The sequence below is a fragment of the Nitrospinota bacterium genome (assembly GCA_016217735.1).
Taxonomy (GTDB): domain Bacteria; phylum Nitrospinota_A; class UBA7883; order JACRGQ01; family JACRGQ01; genus JACRGQ01.
Genome location: JACRGQ010000001.1, coordinates 19,972 through 37,222, shown reverse-complemented (window position 1 = coordinate 37,222; position 17,251 = coordinate 19,972). Strand labels below are relative to the sequence as shown.

The following is a 17,251-nucleotide window of genomic DNA, read 5'->3' as shown; positions in this document are numbered from 1 at the left end:
CGGCCTAAGATACGGTTCAGAGTCTGTCGGAAGACCGGGGAAACTTATCTACCAAACATGGTCCCAGCCATTAGGTGCGACACAGTTTTCCCCGGTTTCCACTTAATGAAATTCTACGATTTCCAAGATACAAGGTGCGACTTCAGTCGCACAGGAGCGGCGGAAACATTTTTACAATCCGCCGCGGAAATGCCCTTTAAGGGCACAATCGGCCCATCGGGCCGGCATTGCGGGTTGGGGAACAGGGAAGATTATTGTGTGCGACTGGGAGAGAGGAAGAAAGCTTTGAAAATATTTTTGGGTGCCGGACACCCTTGAAAGGTGTTTTACACTGCGCCACGGGCGTTTATGTGAAAAAGACGGAACAGTCCTGCGGACTGTCCGCTTTTTTCCGGAGCGGCTGGAAAATTTCCATCCCGCTCCTCCCCCTCCTGTCACGCCTGCCTCCGGATCGGAGCCTGGCATGCACATGATCGCGTTTAGCTTTCCCCCCGCCTCGGCGGGTTGCTATAATGGAGGCGGGAGAGCGGTCTCCACGCGCTCGGGGGCAAACGGAAGTTGATATGGCAAGCGAACACAATATTTTTGTGGCAACCTGCATCGTGACGCTGGTGATGCACGCAAACCGCTCGCTCAAGGACAAGCGCTCGGTGCTGAACCGGGTAAAAACCCGCGTACGCAACGAATTCAACGTCTCGGTGGCCGAGGTGGGTGATTCGGACCGGCGCCAGGTGGCGCAGGTGGGGCTGGTCTCCATCGGGAACGACAGGGTTTATCTGGAAGGTCAGATGCGCCGCATGGTAGACTTCATCGCCGGTATCACCCACGCGGAGATTTCCGGCGTGCAATTAAATGTTGAAATCGCAGGAGGCGACGATGTTTTCCTTTAAACGCTCCGCGCGCATGCGGGAACTGATACAGGCGGAAGTGGCGGCGATCATCCGCGAAGAGCTGAAAGACCCGCGCATCGGTTTCGTCACCGTGATGCATGTGGAACTGGCCGACAACCTGCGCCACGCCGACATTTACATCTCGCCGATGGGGACGGACGGGCAGAAAAAATCGACCTTCAAGGCGATACGCACGGCCGCGCCGTTCATCCGGCGGCTGCTGGGGGAGCGGATAAAAATCAAGTTCATACCCGCCATCACGATAAAGTGGGATCACTCCGGCGAGCACGCCGACACGGTGAACCGCCTGCTGCGCGAGATGGAGGCGGAGCGCGCCGAGCCGGGGGACAAGCCGCCCCACGGGGAATAACCCGCCGCGCCGCATCGTAAAATTCCTTGCTTTGCGGGCGGATACGGATACAATAACTCCCCTTATGAACGGCTTTATTAATTTCTTCAAAGTGCCCGGTATCGCCAGCAACAAGGCGTTGGACACCATCAAGCGGGCGACCGGCGAAAAAAAAGCCGGCTTCCTCGGCACGCTCGATCCGATTGCCGCCGGCATCCTGCCCGTTGGCCTCGGCTTTGCCACCCGCCTTTTCCCCTACTTCGAAACAATGCCAAAGACCTATCAGACCACGCTGGTTCTGGGGAGCGAGACCGATACGCAGGACGGCACCGGCGCCACCACCCGCGAAGCCCCCTTCGCCCATGTCACCAAAGAGATGTTTGAAACGGCGCTGGAAAAATTCCGGGGGGAGATAGATCAAGTGCCGCCAATGTACTCGGCCAAAAAGGTGGATGGCAAACGGCTTTACGAAATCGCCCGCAAGGGGGGGGAAGTAAAGCGCGAGCCGAAAAAAGTGACCATCCACAAGCTGGAACTGAACGAATTTTCCGGCGCCACCGCCGTGCTGACCGCCACCGTTTCGCGCGGCACCTACATCAGGGCGCTCTGCGAGGACATCGGCCGCGCGCTGGACAGCGCCGCGCATATGGGGGCGCTGATCCGCACCGAAGCGTCGAACTTCAAACAGGAAGACTCCTGGACCATCGAACGGATAGAGGAGCGCCGGGATCACCCCGAAGAGTGGCTGCTGCCGCTCGATTATCCGATAGCCTTTATGCCGCGTCTTTTGGTGGGAGGCCGCGACGAACGGCTCCTGTTCAACGGACAGCAGGTGACTCCTTCCGCGCCGATGGAAGGGCTTTGCCGCCTCTATCGGGAAGAGGGGGGCGCATTCCTCGGCGTCGGCCGCGTGGATAAGTTCACGAAAAGGCTGATGCCGGAACGGCTGGTTCCCGGCGGCCGCCCCCAGCGCTTCGGCGGTTTGTAAGCCTTCATCCACCCCCGGAAGAATTTGCCGCGATGGGGGGAATTTTCCGGATGGGGCAAATAACGCCGCCGTCAAAAAACCAACCCCTTTTTATTTTTTCGATGAAAAATAAAAAGGGGCGGGTTATGCACCCGCCCCCGTGTTTGACTAAAAAATGATCAGTCGAGCCGGAGCTTCAGGCTCCTCAGCCACGCCTCGGTGTCGAAATGATCCGAGATCATGTCGCGGAAATGCTTCTCGTTTTTCGAGAGCGGCTCCCCGTCGATGTGATCCGGCGTGTCGGCCCGTTTCACGGGGCGGCGGCGGCGCGGTTTTGGCATATCCTCCGGCAGTTCGTTGATATCGCCCGGCTCGCTCAATTCATGGTTTTTGCCGCCTTTTTTCGCGTCGTTGAGCGAATCGAGGCTCACCATGAAGACCATGAAATTCTTTCCCAGCGTATCTTCGGACGTGTTGAGCTTTTCCAGCGCTTTCTTCACATCATTCGAGCCGAGGATGGCTTCAACGATGGCTTTCGAAAGGTGCTCCATCTCCCTATCCGGATCGTGTTCTTTTGACATTTCTTAATACTCCAAAATCTAATCTCTGCAACAATTGTAATCGCGGCACGGAGCCGTTGTCAACGGATGTCAGCGGTATTTTGACGGTACCCGGGTACGAAAAGCCGCAGTTCCGCCTTTTTTCCCGGCATGGGGCTTGCTTCTTACCCATACAGATATTATTCACAATTACCGATAAGAGAGAAAATCACATTGATGGGAGAAACCGGTCATGGCCTATTACGATAAAGAGCGGTTCGGCAAGGAAGCCGGACGGGAACGCGATTCGAAAGGCATCTCCAAAGTCTACTTCGAAGAGCGGGAGTGCCGCTTTGGGAGCAGGAAATTCAGCGTGATGCTTCCCCGCAAGGCCTTTGCCGATCTGATCATGAACTATCCCGCCGCCGGCGCCGCTTAACCGGCGGCCACCCGTGGCCCTGTATGCCGTTTTTACCGGTCCGCCGGTGCGGATCGATGCGGGTAACGCTGCATCCCACGCCGCCGGGCCGATTTAATTTCCCCCGCCCCTTGCGCCGCGCCGCACCACGCGGTAGATTGGCGGCATGGAAAAAATCGTCATCAAAACAGCAAACGCCCCCGGCGCGATCGGCCCTTATTCGCAGGCGATCAAGGCGGGGAACGTGGTCTACGCCTCCGGCCAGATACCGCTTGATCCCGTCACCGGCGTCATGGTTCCCGGCGGGATAAAGGAACAGACCGGGCGGGTATTGCTGAACTTGAAGGCGGTGCTGGAGGCCGCGGGGGGGAGCTTGGACAACGTGGTGAAAACCACCGTCTACCTCGCCGACATGGCGCAGTTCGCCGATATGAACGCAGTCTACGCCACGTTTTTCGCCGACAAACCGCCGGCCCGCGCCACCGTGCAGGCGGCGGCGCTGCCGAAAAACGCGCTGGTGGAAATCGACGCCATCGCCGTTCTCTGATCTTCCCCTATCCGGGGCCTTTTCTTGGCGGACACGGACTTTTGTACATTGTCCCCTTGAGGGGGTCCGCCCCGGATTGAAATGACGGCCGGGGCTCCCCCGTGCCAATCCCATCCTTCCTTCCGCTCCCTGTGGCTGTATAATGCTTTGCAGGATGGCGCGATGCCCGCGCCGCCGCACCGGGAAATTTTTTCATGAAAACCGTTCTCTGCGTTGATGACGACAAGGAGTATCAGAAACTCCTTCCCCAAATCCTCAAAAAAATGGGGTACGAAAGCGTCGTCGCCGATACCGGCCTGAAAGCGCTGGAACTTACCCGCGCAAAAGAGTTCGATCTCATCCTGCTCGACGTCACGCTTCCGAAGATGGACGGCTTCCGGGTGATGGAGGAAATCCGCAAAGAGGGGCGCTCGCGGCAAACCCCCATCGTCTTCGTCACCGCCCGCAGTGAAAAGGAGAACGTCGCCAACGCCATCAAGTTCGGAGCGGCGGACTATATCGTCAAGCCGTTCGACACGGGATTATTCCTCCACAAGGTATCGCGCTTCATCAACATGAAGGTGGAGGCCGGTTGGCACAAGCTGAAGCCGGAGCAGGAACAGGTGCTCTCCCTCACCCTCGCCACGCTGGACAAGGCGTTCAATGCGATACAAAAAAACGGACAACTCCCCTACGCCGAGTTCATGGATGTGAGCGGAAAAATGACCCGGGTGATCGAAAAAGGGGATGTCAAAGGGGTGCTGGACGCGGTGAAAGACCACGACGCCTATACCTTCGTCCACTCGATGCGCGTCGGGATTTTCCTTTCGCTGCTGGCAAAAAATTTCGGGGGGTTTTCCGCGCAGGACATCCAGATACTCACCACCGGCGGCACCGTGCATGACGTGGGAAAAGCCAAAACGCCGCTGAAGGTGCTCAACAAACCGGGGAAATTCGAACCGGAGGAGTGGCTTGAAATGCAAAATCATGTGGGCTACACGGTGGAGATGCTCCGCCGCACGCCGGAAGTGCCGGAATCGGTGATCGAAATAGCCTGGAACCATCACGAGCGTATCGACGGCAGCGGCTACCCGCGCCGTCTGAAAGGGGAGCAGTTGGGGATGCTCTCCCGCATGGCGGCAATTTGCGATGTCTATGTGGCGCTCACCGACCGCCGCGTCTACAAGCCGGGCTACCCGCCGGAACAGGCCATCGGCATGATGCGCGATCCCAACCATATCGACCAATCGCTGCTCGCCGAATTCGCCGCCATCATCGAAGGCCTCTACAAGATCAAAATTCCCGCCTAGCCCGCGCCTTTCCTCTTAAGGCGGGCACACAATTTATTGTGTACATCGGCCCTGTGGGCCGAATGGAAGCTTTGATATTATTTCTGGGTGCCGGGTCAAGCCCGGCATGACAAAGAGAGGTCTGCCGCTATTGCGCCAACCCCCTCGTTCCCGCCACATCGCCTACGTAATTGCGGGGTGATTATTACTGCTAGACAAGCTATGATCGATACATGATTTTGCGAAAATATTTATTTGCGATGGGTTTGGTTGATGAAACAATACAAAGTTGATGCCCAAGAATATGAGATGATTACGGCAAGAATTTATGAACTCTTGTCGCCACAATGTAAAGTAACCCATAACCATCGCCTAATAGGAAGACTAAGCAAAACGAGTCGACAGATTGATGTCTCAATTATCGGCAATGTTTCGGGACATGAAATATTCATAGCTGTCGAATGTAAAAATCAAAAATCAAAGGTGGATATTAACCAAGTTGGTGCATTTTACGCGATGATGCAGGACGTAGGGGCTCACCGAGGGGTGATGATCTCAAATTCTGGATTTTCAAAAAGCGCAAAAAACTATGCCAAATATCGGGGAATAGACCCCTGCATGATTCATGATGCACATTCAAAAAATTGGAAGCTTCTACTTCAGGTTCCTTTGATACTGGAAGAGATTCTTCCATCTTTAAATGTGAGCTACACCGTCTACCTTGAAAAGGACATACCCGTTCCGCAGGGGAAAGCTTTAATTGTTTCAGGTGAGGATTTACGGGATAGATTTGCACGAGATTGGAACCAAGGCGCAATTCAATTTGATCAAGAAGAGCAATCTTATAATCCGAATTATGAGGATCCTTTTGTTGTTTTGCAGAATGATATTAAGCGCGAAATAAAAGATTTAAAAATAAATGTTGTCTTGAAGAGGACGTATTATTTTGGTTATGTTGACAATTTGCCCAACACCAAAGCAATAAAAAATGAGTTGACCGGCGTTACTCAAGTTTTATTGTCAGAGGCTGACCTAGCCTCAATGAAAAAAGAAGAGATGCTTTTATTAAAAGATGGGGAACACTTACCGCATCAGGCTAAAACCCATGTTCGGGCATTGATGCGGCCAATTATAAGAGATGGTGAAATTTTGAAAGGTCAATTATCCTTTCGGAAAATCGATGATTGATTTTCGCCTTGCTTACCGCAAAGTGAGCTTCACGATTTCCGAACGGGAGAAGAGGCGCATGGGGGGGCCCCAGGTGCCGGTGCCGCAGGTGGTGTAGAACCACGTCCCGTTTTCCTTGTACAGTCCATACGGGTGCCGGTAGTAGAGGGCGACAATCAGGTCAAGCGGCGGTATCTGCCCCGCGTGGCTGTGCCCCGCCAGCATCAGCGCCGCCCCCGCCTTTTCCACATGCCCGTATTCCGTGGGACGGTGTTTCAGCACGATCACCGGCTTGCCCCCCGGCGTTATCCGCTCTTTCAAAAACGCATCGAACCCGCGCATCAGGTCCAGGTCTTCGTCGTCCACGCCCAACAGCTCGATCACGCCGCCGATATCGGCCTTTTGGTTACGCAGCACATGGATGCCCGCCGCCGCCATCAGATCGTAAAAGTTTTGCAGGCCGGCGTAGTGGTCGTGGTTCCCCGCCACGGCGTAGACGCCGTACTTCGCCTTCAGTTTTTGCAGCGGCGGCAGATACTCTTTCAGCGCCTCGGCGGTGTCGTCCATCACATCGCCGGTTATCACGATGATATCGGGATTTTGCGCGTTGGCCGCCGCCGACACCCCCTCCAGCCACTCCACGTTGCCGAGCCGCCAGAGATGCAGATCCGATATCTGCACGATGGTAAAACCCGGCGGCGCGCCCTTGACGCCATCCACGCGCACCTCTTTCAGGCGCGGCTGGCCATGCGCGTTCCATAACGAGTAACCGGTGGCAAACGCGATCGACAGCAGGGTGATGAGCGTTATCCCCCTGGTGTGGGCGGGGAGCGCGGTGTCGAACCCCAGCTTCACCACGAGAAAGGCGAAAGCAATGGAAATGAAACCCATCCATATCTGTCCGACGTAGAGCAGTTGATACAGCTCGGGCCACCGGCGGTAAAACATCCCGGCGTAGAACGAAAGGCCGCCGATGAGCAGCAGCCACTTCAGCAGCGACGCCTCGCGCGGCCCAAGCGCCAGCCCCTGCGCCACGCGGAGGTAAACGAAGAGGTGCATGCCGAAAAGCACGGAAGTGAAGGCGATGAAGAACAACAGGAAACGCAAGCCGGTCATGGGGAAATTTTAGCGCGTTGGGGAATGAAATGCACATTCTTGGCAGGTACCCAATTCGGGAGGCGCGGAACTATTCTTCAATCCGCGCCGGATGTGGCCTATAGGCCATATTGGATACATCGGCCCGGCGGGCCGAGGGTGGTTAGCCCCTCCGGGGCAATGTCACACACGAATGTGTAACCTGCCAAGGGAAGAGCTATAGCGCGCCGCGAAAGAGAATAAAAACGGTCTTGAAGAGGATTTTGAAGTCGAGCCAGAGCGACCAGTGGTCGATATACTGCAAGTCCATCTTCAGCCGGTCCTCGAAGCGGACGATGTCGTCGCGCCCCGAGACCTGCCACAGGCCGGTGATCCCCTGCGGCATGGAGAGCTTGCGCAGTTGCGGCAGGGAGTAGAGATCCACCTCTTCCGGCAGCGGCGGGCGGGGACCGACCAGGCTCATGTCCCCCATGAGCACGTTGACGATCTGCGGCAACTCGTCGATGCTCCATTTGCGGAGGAAGCGCCCGACGCGGGTAACGCGCGGATCGTCCTTTATCTTCACAATCGGCCCATGCAGGGTGTTGCGCTGCGAAACCATCTCGAACTTTTCCTCGGCCCCCCGCGCCATCGTGCGGAGCTTGTAGAACACGAACGGGCGGCGGTTGCGGGTGAGCCGCATGGACTGGTAAATCACCGGGCCGGGCGAATCAAGCTTGATGGCAATGCCGGCGATAACGTAGACCGCCGCCACCAGCGGCAGCAGCGTAAGCGATATGGCAATATCCAGCGCGCGCTTGGCGAAGCGCTGGGCCGGGTTGTCCTGCAGGGTGAAGAAGGTGACGAACTCCATATCCCCCATGCTGCCGACGCTCGATTTGGCGATCTCGAGGTCGTACTTATCCGGCACCAGATGCACGGTGATGCCGATGTTTTCGCAGACACGCAGTATCTGCTTGAGTTCCACATATTTCCCTTCGTCCATCGCCACGAAGACGTCGTCCACCGGCGTTTTGCGCAGGATTTTTTCCACGTCGGCCAATGAGCCAAGCACCTTCATGCCCAGCAATTTTCCCTCACTCACCGGATCTTCGGTGATGATGCCATCGATGACGAAACCCCAGTATTGGTGCCGCGTGAGTTCCACCAGCGCGCGCAACGCCTTCTCGCCGTTGCCGATGATGGCGGCGCGGTAGCGGTTGCGCCCCCGCATCCGCATGGACCGCAGGCCGAACTGCACCACGAAGCGCAGCGACAGCGCCAGCGCGCCGCTGAAGATGATGAACAGGATGAAAAAGGTGCGGCGGTAATCAAGCTGGCTGGTGAAGAATATGTAGCTGGCGATCGCCAGCCCCCCCGCCACATGCGCCTTCAAGATGGATTTTATGGCGCTGTAAAAGGTGCCGGTCCGTTCAAAGTCGTACGCCTTGAAATATGACAGGAGAAAAAGCCAGAGCGGCACGATGAGCCAGAGGAGCTTTTCAAAATTCTCCACATGGAAGTCGTACCGGAGCGGCATCGGCAACATGCCGGCAAACAGCCAATTCATGCTGTCGGTAAACCATGCGGTGTTGCGCACATAATAGGCGCAGTAGAAAGCGATGAAAATGATCAGGACGTCCGCAAGGCGCACGAACTCCCGTATCGCCTGCTCATATTTCTTCGTCATTGGTTGCATATTTTACCAGATTATTTTATCGGCAGATTTAAAAGATTGCTTTAACGCTTTGTTAAATAAGCCGATTTCCCTCCAAAAGCGGGGGAGCGGTTTACCCGGATACTTTTTTCCCCGTGTTGGAGCTTGCTTTTTATGGGATGGATTATATATGGTGTTAGCAATCGAACGGGAGGAGTGCTAAGTGGCTGTGATAGGTTATTGATTTGCAATGCGTTATTTCAATCATCGGCTTTGTGGCCGGTGGCAAACATTTTTTGCGCAAGGAATACGGGAGGGAAAAACCCTTCCCGAAGATATAAAACTTTTTTTTGGAGGTCTCTGAATGGCAGTGAAAATTAAACCTCTGGCCGACCGCGTGATTGTCCGCCCGATGGAAGAAAAAGAAACGAAGAAGGGGGCGATAATCATCCCCGACAGCGCAAAAGAACGCCCGCAGGAAGGTGAGGTTATCGCCGTCGGCCCCGGCCGCACCGACGACAAGGGAAACAAGATCACCATGAACGTGAAAAAGGGCGACAAGGTAATCTACGGCAAATACGCCGGCACCGAGATCAAGCTGAACGGCGAGGAATTTCTCCTGATGCGCGAGGATGACATCCTCGGCATCATCGAATAACCCAACAACCATCCCACCGATAAGGAGAGCTTAATAGATGGCACCGAAACAACTGTTGTTCCATGAAGCGGCGCGCGCGAAGATACTCAAAGGGGTCGACACCCTCGCCAACGCCGTGAAGGCGACCCTCGGCCCGAAAGGCCGCAACGTCATTCTCGACAAAAAATTCGGCGCGCCGGTCATCACCAAGGACGGCGTCTCCGTGGCGAAAGAAATCGAGCTGAAAGACCCGTTTGAAAACATGGGCGCCCAGATGCTCAACGAAGTGGCGAGCAAGACCTCCGACGTGGCGGGCGACGGCACCACCACCGCCACCGTTCTGGCGCAGTCCATCTACCGCGAAGGCATCAAGGTCGTCGCCGCCGGCGCCAACCCGATGGACGTGAAACGCGGCATCGACAAGTCCGTGGAAGCGGTCGTGACGAAGCTCAAAAAGATGAGCAAGCCGACCAACAACAAGAAGGAAATCGCGCAAGTTGGCACCATCTCGGCCAACGCCGACGAGACCATCGGCAACCTCATCGCGGAAGCGATGGAGAAGGTCGGCAAGGACGGCGTCATCACCGTGGAAGAAGCCAAGAGCATGGACACCTCCCTCGAAGTCGTCGAAGGGATGCAGTTCGACCGCGGCTACCTCTCCCCCTACATGGTCACCAACGCCGAACGGATGACCTGCGTGATGGAAAACCCGCTGATCCTCATCAATGAAAAAAAGATCACCAACATGAAGGACCTGCTGCCGCTTCTCGAGAAGATCGCGCGCCAGGGCCGCCCGTTCGTCATCATCGCCGAAGAAGTGGAAGGCGAGGCGCTGGCCACCCTCGTGGTGAACAAGCTGCGCGGCACCCTGCAGGCGGTGGCCGTGAAGGCCCCCGGCTTCGGCGACCGCCGCAAGGAGATGCTGAAAGACATCGCCATCCTCACCGGCGGCAACGTGATCTCCGAAGACATCGGCGTGAAGCTTGAGAACGTCGAGCTTGCCGACCTCGGCACCGCCAAGCGCGTGGTGGTGGACAAGGAAAACACCACCATCGTCGAAGGCAAAGGCTCCGCCAAGGAGATCGAAGCCCGCGTGAAGCAGATCCGCGCGCAGATCGAAGAAACCACCTCGGACTACGACAAAGAGAAGCTGCAGGAACGCCTGGCGAAGCTCGTCGGCGGCGTGGCGGTGATCAACGTCGGCGCGGCGACCGAAATGGAAATGAAGGAAAAGAAGGCCCGCGTTGAAGACGCGCTGCACGCCACCCGCGCCGCGGTGGAAGAAGGGATCGTCGCCGGCGGCGGCGTGGCCCTCATCCGCTGCATCGACGTGCTCAAGAAGATCGAAACGGACAACAAAGACCAGGCGTTTGGCGTGGACATCGTCCGCCGCGCGCTGGAAGAGCCGCTCCGCCAGATCGCGCAGAACGCCGGCCTTGAAGGCTCGGTCGTCGTGGAACGCGTGAAGAACGAAACGGGCGACATGGGCTTTGACGCCGGCGCCGAGAAGTACGTCGACATGGTGAAGGCCGGTATCATCGATCCGACCAAAGTCACCCGCTCGGCATTGCAGAACGCCGCGTCCATCGCCGGCCTGATGCTCACCACCGAAGTCCTCATCGCCGAGATCGAGGAGAAGAAGGAAGCCGGTATGCCCGGCGGTGGCGGCATGGGCGGTATGGGTGGCATGGGCGGCATGGAAGGAATGTACTAAGCTTCCGCCCGGCGCTTTAGACCCGTATCACCAACCTCCGGCGAACCCAGTTCGCCGGGGGTTTTTTATTTGTCTTGGGCAGAGGCGACACTCTTGTCGCCTAAACAAATCGGCGGCAAGAGTGCCGCCGCTACCGAGAGGGGGCAACAGCCGACAAAATTTCCGTGCCTGCCCGAATGCGGCAGGAAAGAAGGAGCGCCGGGGATTACATGCCGAAGAGGCTGGAACGGTTGCTGCAGAAAATGCCGGAGGGTTGCGGCACGGGGATCGTCTTCACCACCTCGAAGGTTTCGGTGTTGTATATCACCACTTTGTCATCGCCGTTCACCGAGGCGTATATCTCGTTCCCTTTGGGGGTGAACTGCATGTGAAACACCTTCGCGCCGGGTTTCAGCGTTTTCACCACGCCCATCGTCTTCAGGTCGATCACCTGCATCGTGTCGTGCTTTTCCCCCATGGCGTAGTTCACCCACATCTGGCGGCCATCGGGGCGCAGCACGGTGAAAACCGGATAGGCGGCGAGGTCGACCGTTTTCTCGACTTTCCAGTCCCGCGTGCCGATCACCGCCAGGCCGGAAACGCCCACGATGGGGGTGAACAGTTTTCCGTCGCTCATCGTCCAGCCGCGCAGGTGCGGAAGCTTCAATATCGGCGGGGCCTCCTCCATGCGGAAGGAAGGCTTGGGAAGCGGCAGCTTCACAACGTTATCCCTATCCCAAAGATCGATGATCGACACCCATTCGGAATGGAAGTAACCGGCCATGTAGTAGCGTCCGTTCGATGTGATCATGCCGTCGTACGGCTTCACCCCGACATCGCTGTACTTTTTCACCACGGGGAAATCGGGGTTTCCCGCATCGATGATCCATATCTCGTTGGCATCCATCAACGCGACAATCAGCAGGTTTCCGGGGGCATCGACGAGGCCGACGGTGCGCGAGGCGTCCGCTTCTATGCTTTTCACCACTTTGAAGCTGGCGTCGTCGACGATGACGATATTGCCCGGCTTGTAGTTGCTCACCGCCACATTCTTGCCGTCGGTGGTGACGGCGAGGCCTATCGAGCTTTCCCCCACCTTCACCTGCGCGGCCAGCGACGGCCCCAGCAAATCTATTTTGCTCAGCAGGCCGTCGCGGCTGACCATGTACGCATACCGGCCATCGCGCGAGAAGACGGCTGAGGCATGATGCAATACCCCCAGCCCGCCGACTTCACCCAGCACCTTATGGTTCTGGGCGGCGTCCAGCACCATCACCGCCCCTTTTTCGCGCTCCACCACCACCATGAGCGCGCCGGTGCCCCATTGGGCGGCATCCGCCGCCGATGCGGTGAAAAGCAGCAGGCTAAGAAGCAACCATTTCAGCCGCATGTATTTCCTCTTCGGTCAGGTAGCAGCCGGGATCGGCCCCCCAGATGTTACCCGCTCCGGCGGCGCGGGCGCGCGATCCGCCGTTGCAGACGTCAAGCCACACGCAGCTTCCACAACGCCCCCCGATTTGGCGGGGCCGTTCGCGCAGCCGTTCCAGCGCCGGATCGCCGCTTTCGCGCCATATTTCGCCGAACGGCTTTTCCAGCACATTGCCCAGCGTGATGGATGACAGAAGCGGATCGGGGTGGACGTTCCCGCGCGCATCGATATTGGCTATGCCGATGCCGGAACTGTTCCCCCCCCACCGGCGCAGCCGCGACAACAGCTTGGCGAACCGTTCGGGGCGGCTTTCCCGTATTTTCAGCAGAAAATAGGCGGCATCGGCCTCGTTGTTGCCGGTGACGATTTCGACGGGGTTTCCGTTTTCGACGTACTCCCGCCCCTTTTCGAAAATGTAATCCATCACGCCCCGCATCGCCGTCAGGTCGGGATCCAGCGCCATGTTCAGCCGTCCCCGCCCCGACGAAACGAGGTGGGAAATATAAATTTTATGGAATCCCTGTTCCTCCGCCAGCCGGAAAAGGAACGGCAGTTCCGGGAGGTTTTCCGTGGTGATGGTGAAGCGCAGCCCCGTTTTGAGCCCCCGCCGCTTGCAGCGCAACAGCCCCGCCAGCGACTCTTCAAACGCCCCTTCCTTCCCCCTGAACCGGTCGTGCGTGGCCCCGACGCCGTCGAGGCTCACCCCCACATAATCGAATCCGGTATCGCGGATGCGGCCGGCTATGGCATCGGTGATCACCGTGCCGTTGGTGGAAAGCGAGATGAGCATCCCGGCCTTTTTCGCCCGCGCGGCCAGATCAAAGATATCGGAACGCAACAGCGGCTCGCCGCCGGAAAATATCAACTGGCGGCAGCCGGCCTCTTTCAGATCGTCCACCACCCGCAAGGCATCCGGCCCGGAAAGCTCCGTGCGGTACGTGGCGTCGGTCGCCCATGCGTAGCAGTGGGCGCAGACCAGGTTGCACCGCCGGGTGAGATTCCAGATCACCACCGGCCCGCCGGCCGGGGCGGCGCGGTGTTTCCCGTTCCCCGGCGGCGCGCTATCGGCGGTATCCGCCCCGTAGGCGGCTTTTAGCAGTCCGGTCAGCCGAAACATCTCATTTCTCCTTGAAGCTGACGATGTAGGCCACGATATCGTCCATCTCGCGCGCGGTAAGCGGGATGACCGGCATCGAATTGATTTTGTAGTTGTGCGCCGCCGCGCTTTCTTTCGGCGTGGCGATATGCAGGCGGATTTCCTCTTCGCTTCTCCGCGCGGCGATTTCGGCGAATGGCGGGCCGAACGCCACGATGGTCTCATGGTGGCACCCCATGCAATATTTTTGAAAAATATTTTTCCCCTGCGGTTGCGCGTCTTCCAGCGCCGCGTCGGGGTACGTTTTCAGCATCGCGTTATACTTCCCCATCGGTTTGTTAAACGGCAGGCGGCCGGTTTTTTGCAGCGATACGGCGTCGTACGCGGCCACCTCCCCGTCGGTCTCCGTCACGCTCACCAGCGCGGCGCGGCCCTCCTTGGTGAACTCAACGTGCATGGCGCGCTTGCCGGGGCTCGGCGTCAGCGTCCGCGTGTTGCCGAGGTTGCGCTTTTCCGCCAGCACCAGGGTATCCCCCGCCGTGTCGATCCAGAGATACGGGGTATTGCGATGCGTGCGGATGAAGTAGCCGGGCGAAGGGAGGGGAACATCCCCCGCCTTTGCGTACGTATCGAGGCGATAGACCGATACCAGCGGTTTGTCGATGAAGTTAACCGCCACAAAAAGGCCGCCGCCCTCCTTATAAAACGCGGCGGACGCAAGGTGCGGCATCCCATCGGCGGGAAGCGTGGCGACGGTTTCGCGCCGGTCCAGATCAAACACATGGATGCCCGGCACGCCCCGCTTCGAGCCGAACACAAGATTCCGGAGCAGGGCGAAGTCCTCGAACGGAACCGGGAGCGGGACCGTTTCCACGGCGAAGGTGACGGGGTCTATGATCCAAAGCTCGGGCGCATCGCGGAACGAGCAGATAAAGGCCTTTTTGCCGGCGTGCCAGTAAAGCCCGCCCGGCCGGTGGGCAAGCGGTATTTTTTTGAGCGGCGCCAGCGTGCCGTCCAGAAAAAGCAGTTCCTGCGGCAGCAGGTTCATCACGGCCGCCACATTCCCGTCCGGCGTGACCGCGGCGCCACGGCTGCTCACGGCGACTTTGGCCCACGCGGCGCGGGCGAGGCGGCGCGTATCGTACCGCACCATGATGCCGTCACGCGCGAGGGAAAAAACCGCATCGAACGATCCGGTGAACTTCGGGCCGCCATGCACGGCCCCGGCGAGGAACTCGCCCGCTTTTGTCAGCGTATCGCCGTCCAGCAGGACGATCTTCCCCGTTCCCCGCTCGACCACCAAAATGATGTTGGAAGGATCGGCTTTCAACTTCGTGACGGGGGGAAGGGAGAAAGTCTTACGGCTGTTGGCGATGTCTTCCATACTCCATCCGGTGGTTGAAGCGGGGGTAAGGAGATGGTCGGCGACCGCCTTGATCTCTTCATCGCGCAGCCTGTTTTTAAACGACGGCATGGCGGTGGCGGGAAGACCATTGCGGATGGTTCCGGCCAACGCCGCGGCGTCGGTTTTACCCAGGATATCGGGAATAAGGGGCGGAGCGGTATGCCCCAAACGTTGCGGGTGATGGCAGGTGGCGCAATGCCGCCGGTAGATGTCCTCTCCGCCGGAAGCGGAGGCGGTCACCAGCGCGGCCGCAAGCAGAGCAACAACCAGCATGTTTTTTCCCTTTTTGCCGCGGTATGCGTGGCGGAGAACCCCCTAGACGTCCCCCCGCCACGATCCGCTTAAATTAGGTCGTGCATCTATTGCATGGCGGCGGGGGCGCAATATGCGTCCCCCGCCACAACAGCTTAGTAAAGGTCGTTTCTCGAGTTGTACACGTTAAACTTGCCAGTCGGCGTCTGAAGCCCGGTGATCTTGGTTTTCACCTTCAGGGTCTTGTCGTCGTAAATGACGATTTCGCCCTTATCACCCTTATCCCATACGCTGATCCAGACCTCGTTGCCCTCCTTGTTGTATTCCTGGTGCACCACGCGGCCGTGGTCGGTTACCTGGAAACAATTCGGCGTTCCCTCGATATTGGCCTTGTCCAGCACGCAAAGGGTCTGCGTGGCCTTGGCGTCGGAGTTCAGCGTGAAGTCAACCCACACATGCCCGCTCTTCGGGTGTGTTTTCACGAAAAGACTCCCGGCGCCCGGCGGCAAAGCTATCGTGTGAACGACTTTCCACGCGTGTTGCGCATGCTTTTCGGGATCCGAACCCCACACGCTCAGCTTCCCTTCGCCCAGATGGCAGGTGGAACTGACGGGACCGTATTTGGGATCATCCCAGTTGGCGCCGCGGCCGGGGTGCGGTTTTACGCCAACTTTGAATTTGGCGACTACTTTGCGCATCTTGGTATCGACCACCACTTCGGTATCCTTCATATTGGCGGCAGCCATGAAGTAACGGTGGGTGGCGTCCCAGCCGCCGTCGTGCAGGAAGCGTTCGCCTTCCAGCATCGTGATGTTGAGGTTCTTCAGGTCGCTATAGTCAACCAGCCAGATGAAGCCGGTCTCCTTGATATTCAACACCCATTCCGGCTTGTAGTGGGAGGCAACGATGGCCGCCACGCGGGGCTCGGGGTGATATTCACCCGTGTCCCAAGTCATGCTGCGGGTGCTGACAACCTTCTTCGGCTCAAGAGTCTGACCATCCAATACCGCAAATTGGGGCGGCCAGTAGCAGCCGACGATGGCCAGCTTGTCCTCAAAGCCTTTGTACTTGCTGCCGTCGATGCTGCGCGCCTCGGCACAGGGTTTCACCTCGGCGACGATGGTTGGCGTTTTGCTCCAAAGGTCGATAAGGGTGGCCTTGCCGTCGCGCCCGATGACGTAAAAATACCGGCCCGATTCGGAAGAGCGGAGAATATGAACCGCGAAACCGGTGGGAAGTTCCGCGAGCTTTTCCTTGGTATCGCCGTCAATGATGGCGACCTTGCCCGCATCGCGCAAAATGACGCCGAAGAAGTTCTGCCAGTTGCGCGTATGAGCCGGTTTTTTCGGGCGCTTGTTGACGGGTACGGTCAATTTCCACGTTTCGGTCATATCACCCAGGCTTATCTCTGGCGGCGCCGAAACATCCTGCTGGATGTAGCGCGCCATCAAATTGACTTCATCATCGGTAAATATTGCCGTTCCGGATGGACCCCACGCCGGCATACCGCCCGCCGTGCCTTCGCCAATGAATACGCCAATGACTTCGGATCCCATCTCGCGCATTTTATCCGGCAAAAGATTCGGCCCGGTGGCCCCTTTGCGCAACGTGCCGTGGCACCCGGCGCACCGTTCAAAATATATCTGTTTGCCTTTTGTCAGCTCTTCCGGCGACATTGCCGGCGCTTCCACCGCGTAGGCGGCCAGCGCGGGAGTCAACAATGCCCCTAGCGCAAGCAACGTTGTAAAGAAACGAGACCTCACCCTCATACAATCACCCTCCTCTTAGAAAAATCACCCTTAACCTTAAAAAGAAAAATCACCCTCTAGCGTTACCTTGGAAATACACCTCTGGTAAACGTGT

The 17,251-nt window shown here is 57.9% G+C and carries 16 protein-coding genes; 9 read left to right on the top strand and 7 right to left on the bottom strand.

What is annotated here, in order from left to right:
• The first annotated feature begins 563 nt into the window (after positions 1-563).
• The 3 genes from HZA03_00175 to truB all read left to right on the top strand — a co-directional run bounded on the left by HZA03_00175 (position 564) and on the right by truB (position 2,227).
• Positions 564-890, top strand: coding sequence for a DUF503 domain-containing protein (locus HZA03_00175; GenBank protein MBI5636365.1), 327 nt, complete (start codon positions 564-566; stop codon positions 888-890).
• Positions 877-1,260 carry a 30S ribosome-binding factor RbfA gene (gene rbfA, locus HZA03_00170; GenBank protein ID MBI5636364.1) on the top strand — a complete coding sequence of 128 codons (384 nt, stop codon included), beginning with the start codon at positions 877-879 and terminating at the stop codon, positions 1,258-1,260. The genes HZA03_00175 and rbfA overlap by 14 nt, the downstream gene beginning before the upstream one ends.
• A 64-nt stretch (positions 1,261-1,324) precedes the next feature.
• Positions 1,325-2,227 (top strand): tRNA pseudouridine(55) synthase TruB, encoded by a 903-nt coding sequence (truB, locus tag HZA03_00165; protein ID MBI5636363.1) that lies wholly within the window; start codon positions 1,325-1,327, stop codon positions 2,225-2,227.
• A gap of 158 nt (positions 2,228-2,385) precedes the next feature.
• Here the strand turns inward: truB and HZA03_00160 are convergent, their stop codons facing one another.
• Positions 2,386-2,787, bottom strand: a complete 402-nt coding sequence (locus HZA03_00160) for a hypothetical protein (protein ID MBI5636362.1) — start codon at positions 2,785-2,787, stop codon at positions 2,386-2,388.
• A 211-nt stretch (positions 2,788-2,998) separates the two neighbouring features.
• Between HZA03_00160 and HZA03_00155 the strand changes: the two genes are divergently transcribed.
• From HZA03_00155 to HZA03_00140, 4 genes are all read left to right on the top strand, one after another.
• Complete coding sequence (locus tag HZA03_00155; GenBank protein ID MBI5636361.1) at positions 2,999-3,184, top strand: hypothetical protein; 186 nt, start codon at positions 2,999-3,001, stop codon at positions 3,182-3,184.
• Between the two features lie 145 nt (positions 3,185-3,329).
• Positions 3,330-3,710: a RidA family protein gene (locus HZA03_00150; GenBank protein MBI5636360.1), complete on the top strand. Its 381-nt coding sequence runs from the start codon at positions 3,330-3,332 to the stop codon at positions 3,708-3,710.
• 194 nt (positions 3,711-3,904) lie between these two features.
• Positions 3,905-4,999 (top strand): response regulator, encoded by a 1,095-nt coding sequence (locus HZA03_00145; protein ID MBI5636359.1) that lies wholly within the window; start codon positions 3,905-3,907, stop codon positions 4,997-4,999.
• Positions 5,000-5,251: 252 nt separating this feature from the next.
• Positions 5,252-6,166, top strand: coding sequence for a restriction endonuclease (locus tag HZA03_00140; protein ID MBI5636358.1), 915 nt, complete (start codon positions 5,252-5,254; stop codon positions 6,164-6,166).
• Positions 6,167-6,178: 12 nt separating this feature from the next.
• Here HZA03_00140 and HZA03_00135 read toward each other — a convergent pair whose 3' ends face one another.
• On the bottom strand, positions 6,179-7,261 hold the full coding sequence (locus HZA03_00135) for a metallophosphoesterase (GenBank protein ID MBI5636357.1): 1,083 nt from the start codon (positions 7,259-7,261) through the stop codon (positions 6,179-6,181).
• A 196-nt stretch (positions 7,262-7,457) separates the two neighbouring features.
• The gene (locus HZA03_00130) at positions 7,458-8,909 is read right to left on the bottom strand and encodes a sugar transferase (GenBank protein MBI5636356.1); all 1,452 of its coding nucleotides are present in this window, start codon (positions 8,907-8,909) and stop codon (positions 7,458-7,460) included.
• A 337-nt stretch (positions 8,910-9,246) separates the two neighbouring features.
• Between HZA03_00130 and groES the strand changes: the two genes are divergently transcribed.
• Positions 9,247-9,534 carry a co-chaperone GroES gene (gene groES / locus HZA03_00125; GenBank protein ID MBI5636355.1) on the top strand — a complete coding sequence of 96 codons (288 nt, stop codon included), beginning with the start codon at positions 9,247-9,249 and terminating at the stop codon, positions 9,532-9,534.
• 37 nt (positions 9,535-9,571) lie between these two features.
• Positions 9,572-11,227, top strand: coding sequence for a chaperonin GroEL (gene groL / locus HZA03_00120; GenBank protein ID MBI5636354.1), 1,656 nt, complete (start codon positions 9,572-9,574; stop codon positions 11,225-11,227).
• A gap of 205 nt (positions 11,228-11,432) precedes the next feature.
• Here groL and HZA03_00115 read toward each other — a convergent pair whose 3' ends face one another.
• The 4 genes from HZA03_00115 to HZA03_00100 form a co-directional block, all read right to left on the bottom strand.
• Positions 11,433-12,596: a protein nirF gene (locus HZA03_00115; protein MBI5636353.1), complete on the bottom strand. Its 1,164-nt coding sequence runs from the start codon at positions 12,594-12,596 to the stop codon at positions 11,433-11,435.
• A complete protein-coding gene (locus HZA03_00110) occupies positions 12,571-13,752 on the bottom strand; it encodes a radical SAM protein (GenBank protein ID MBI5636352.1) in 1,182 nt (393 codons plus the stop codon). The genes HZA03_00115 and HZA03_00110 overlap by 26 nt, the downstream gene beginning before the upstream one ends.
• A 1-nt stretch (position 13,753) precedes the next feature.
• On the bottom strand, positions 13,754-15,409 hold the full coding sequence (locus HZA03_00105) for a c-type cytochrome (GenBank protein MBI5636351.1): 1,656 nt from the start codon (positions 15,407-15,409) through the stop codon (positions 13,754-13,756).
• Between the two features lie 134 nt (positions 15,410-15,543).
• Positions 15,544-17,157 carry a c-type cytochrome gene (locus HZA03_00100; GenBank protein MBI5636350.1) on the bottom strand — a complete coding sequence of 538 codons (1,614 nt, stop codon included), beginning with the start codon at positions 17,155-17,157 and terminating at the stop codon, positions 15,544-15,546.
• Between the last annotated feature and the right edge of the window lie 94 nt (positions 17,158-17,251).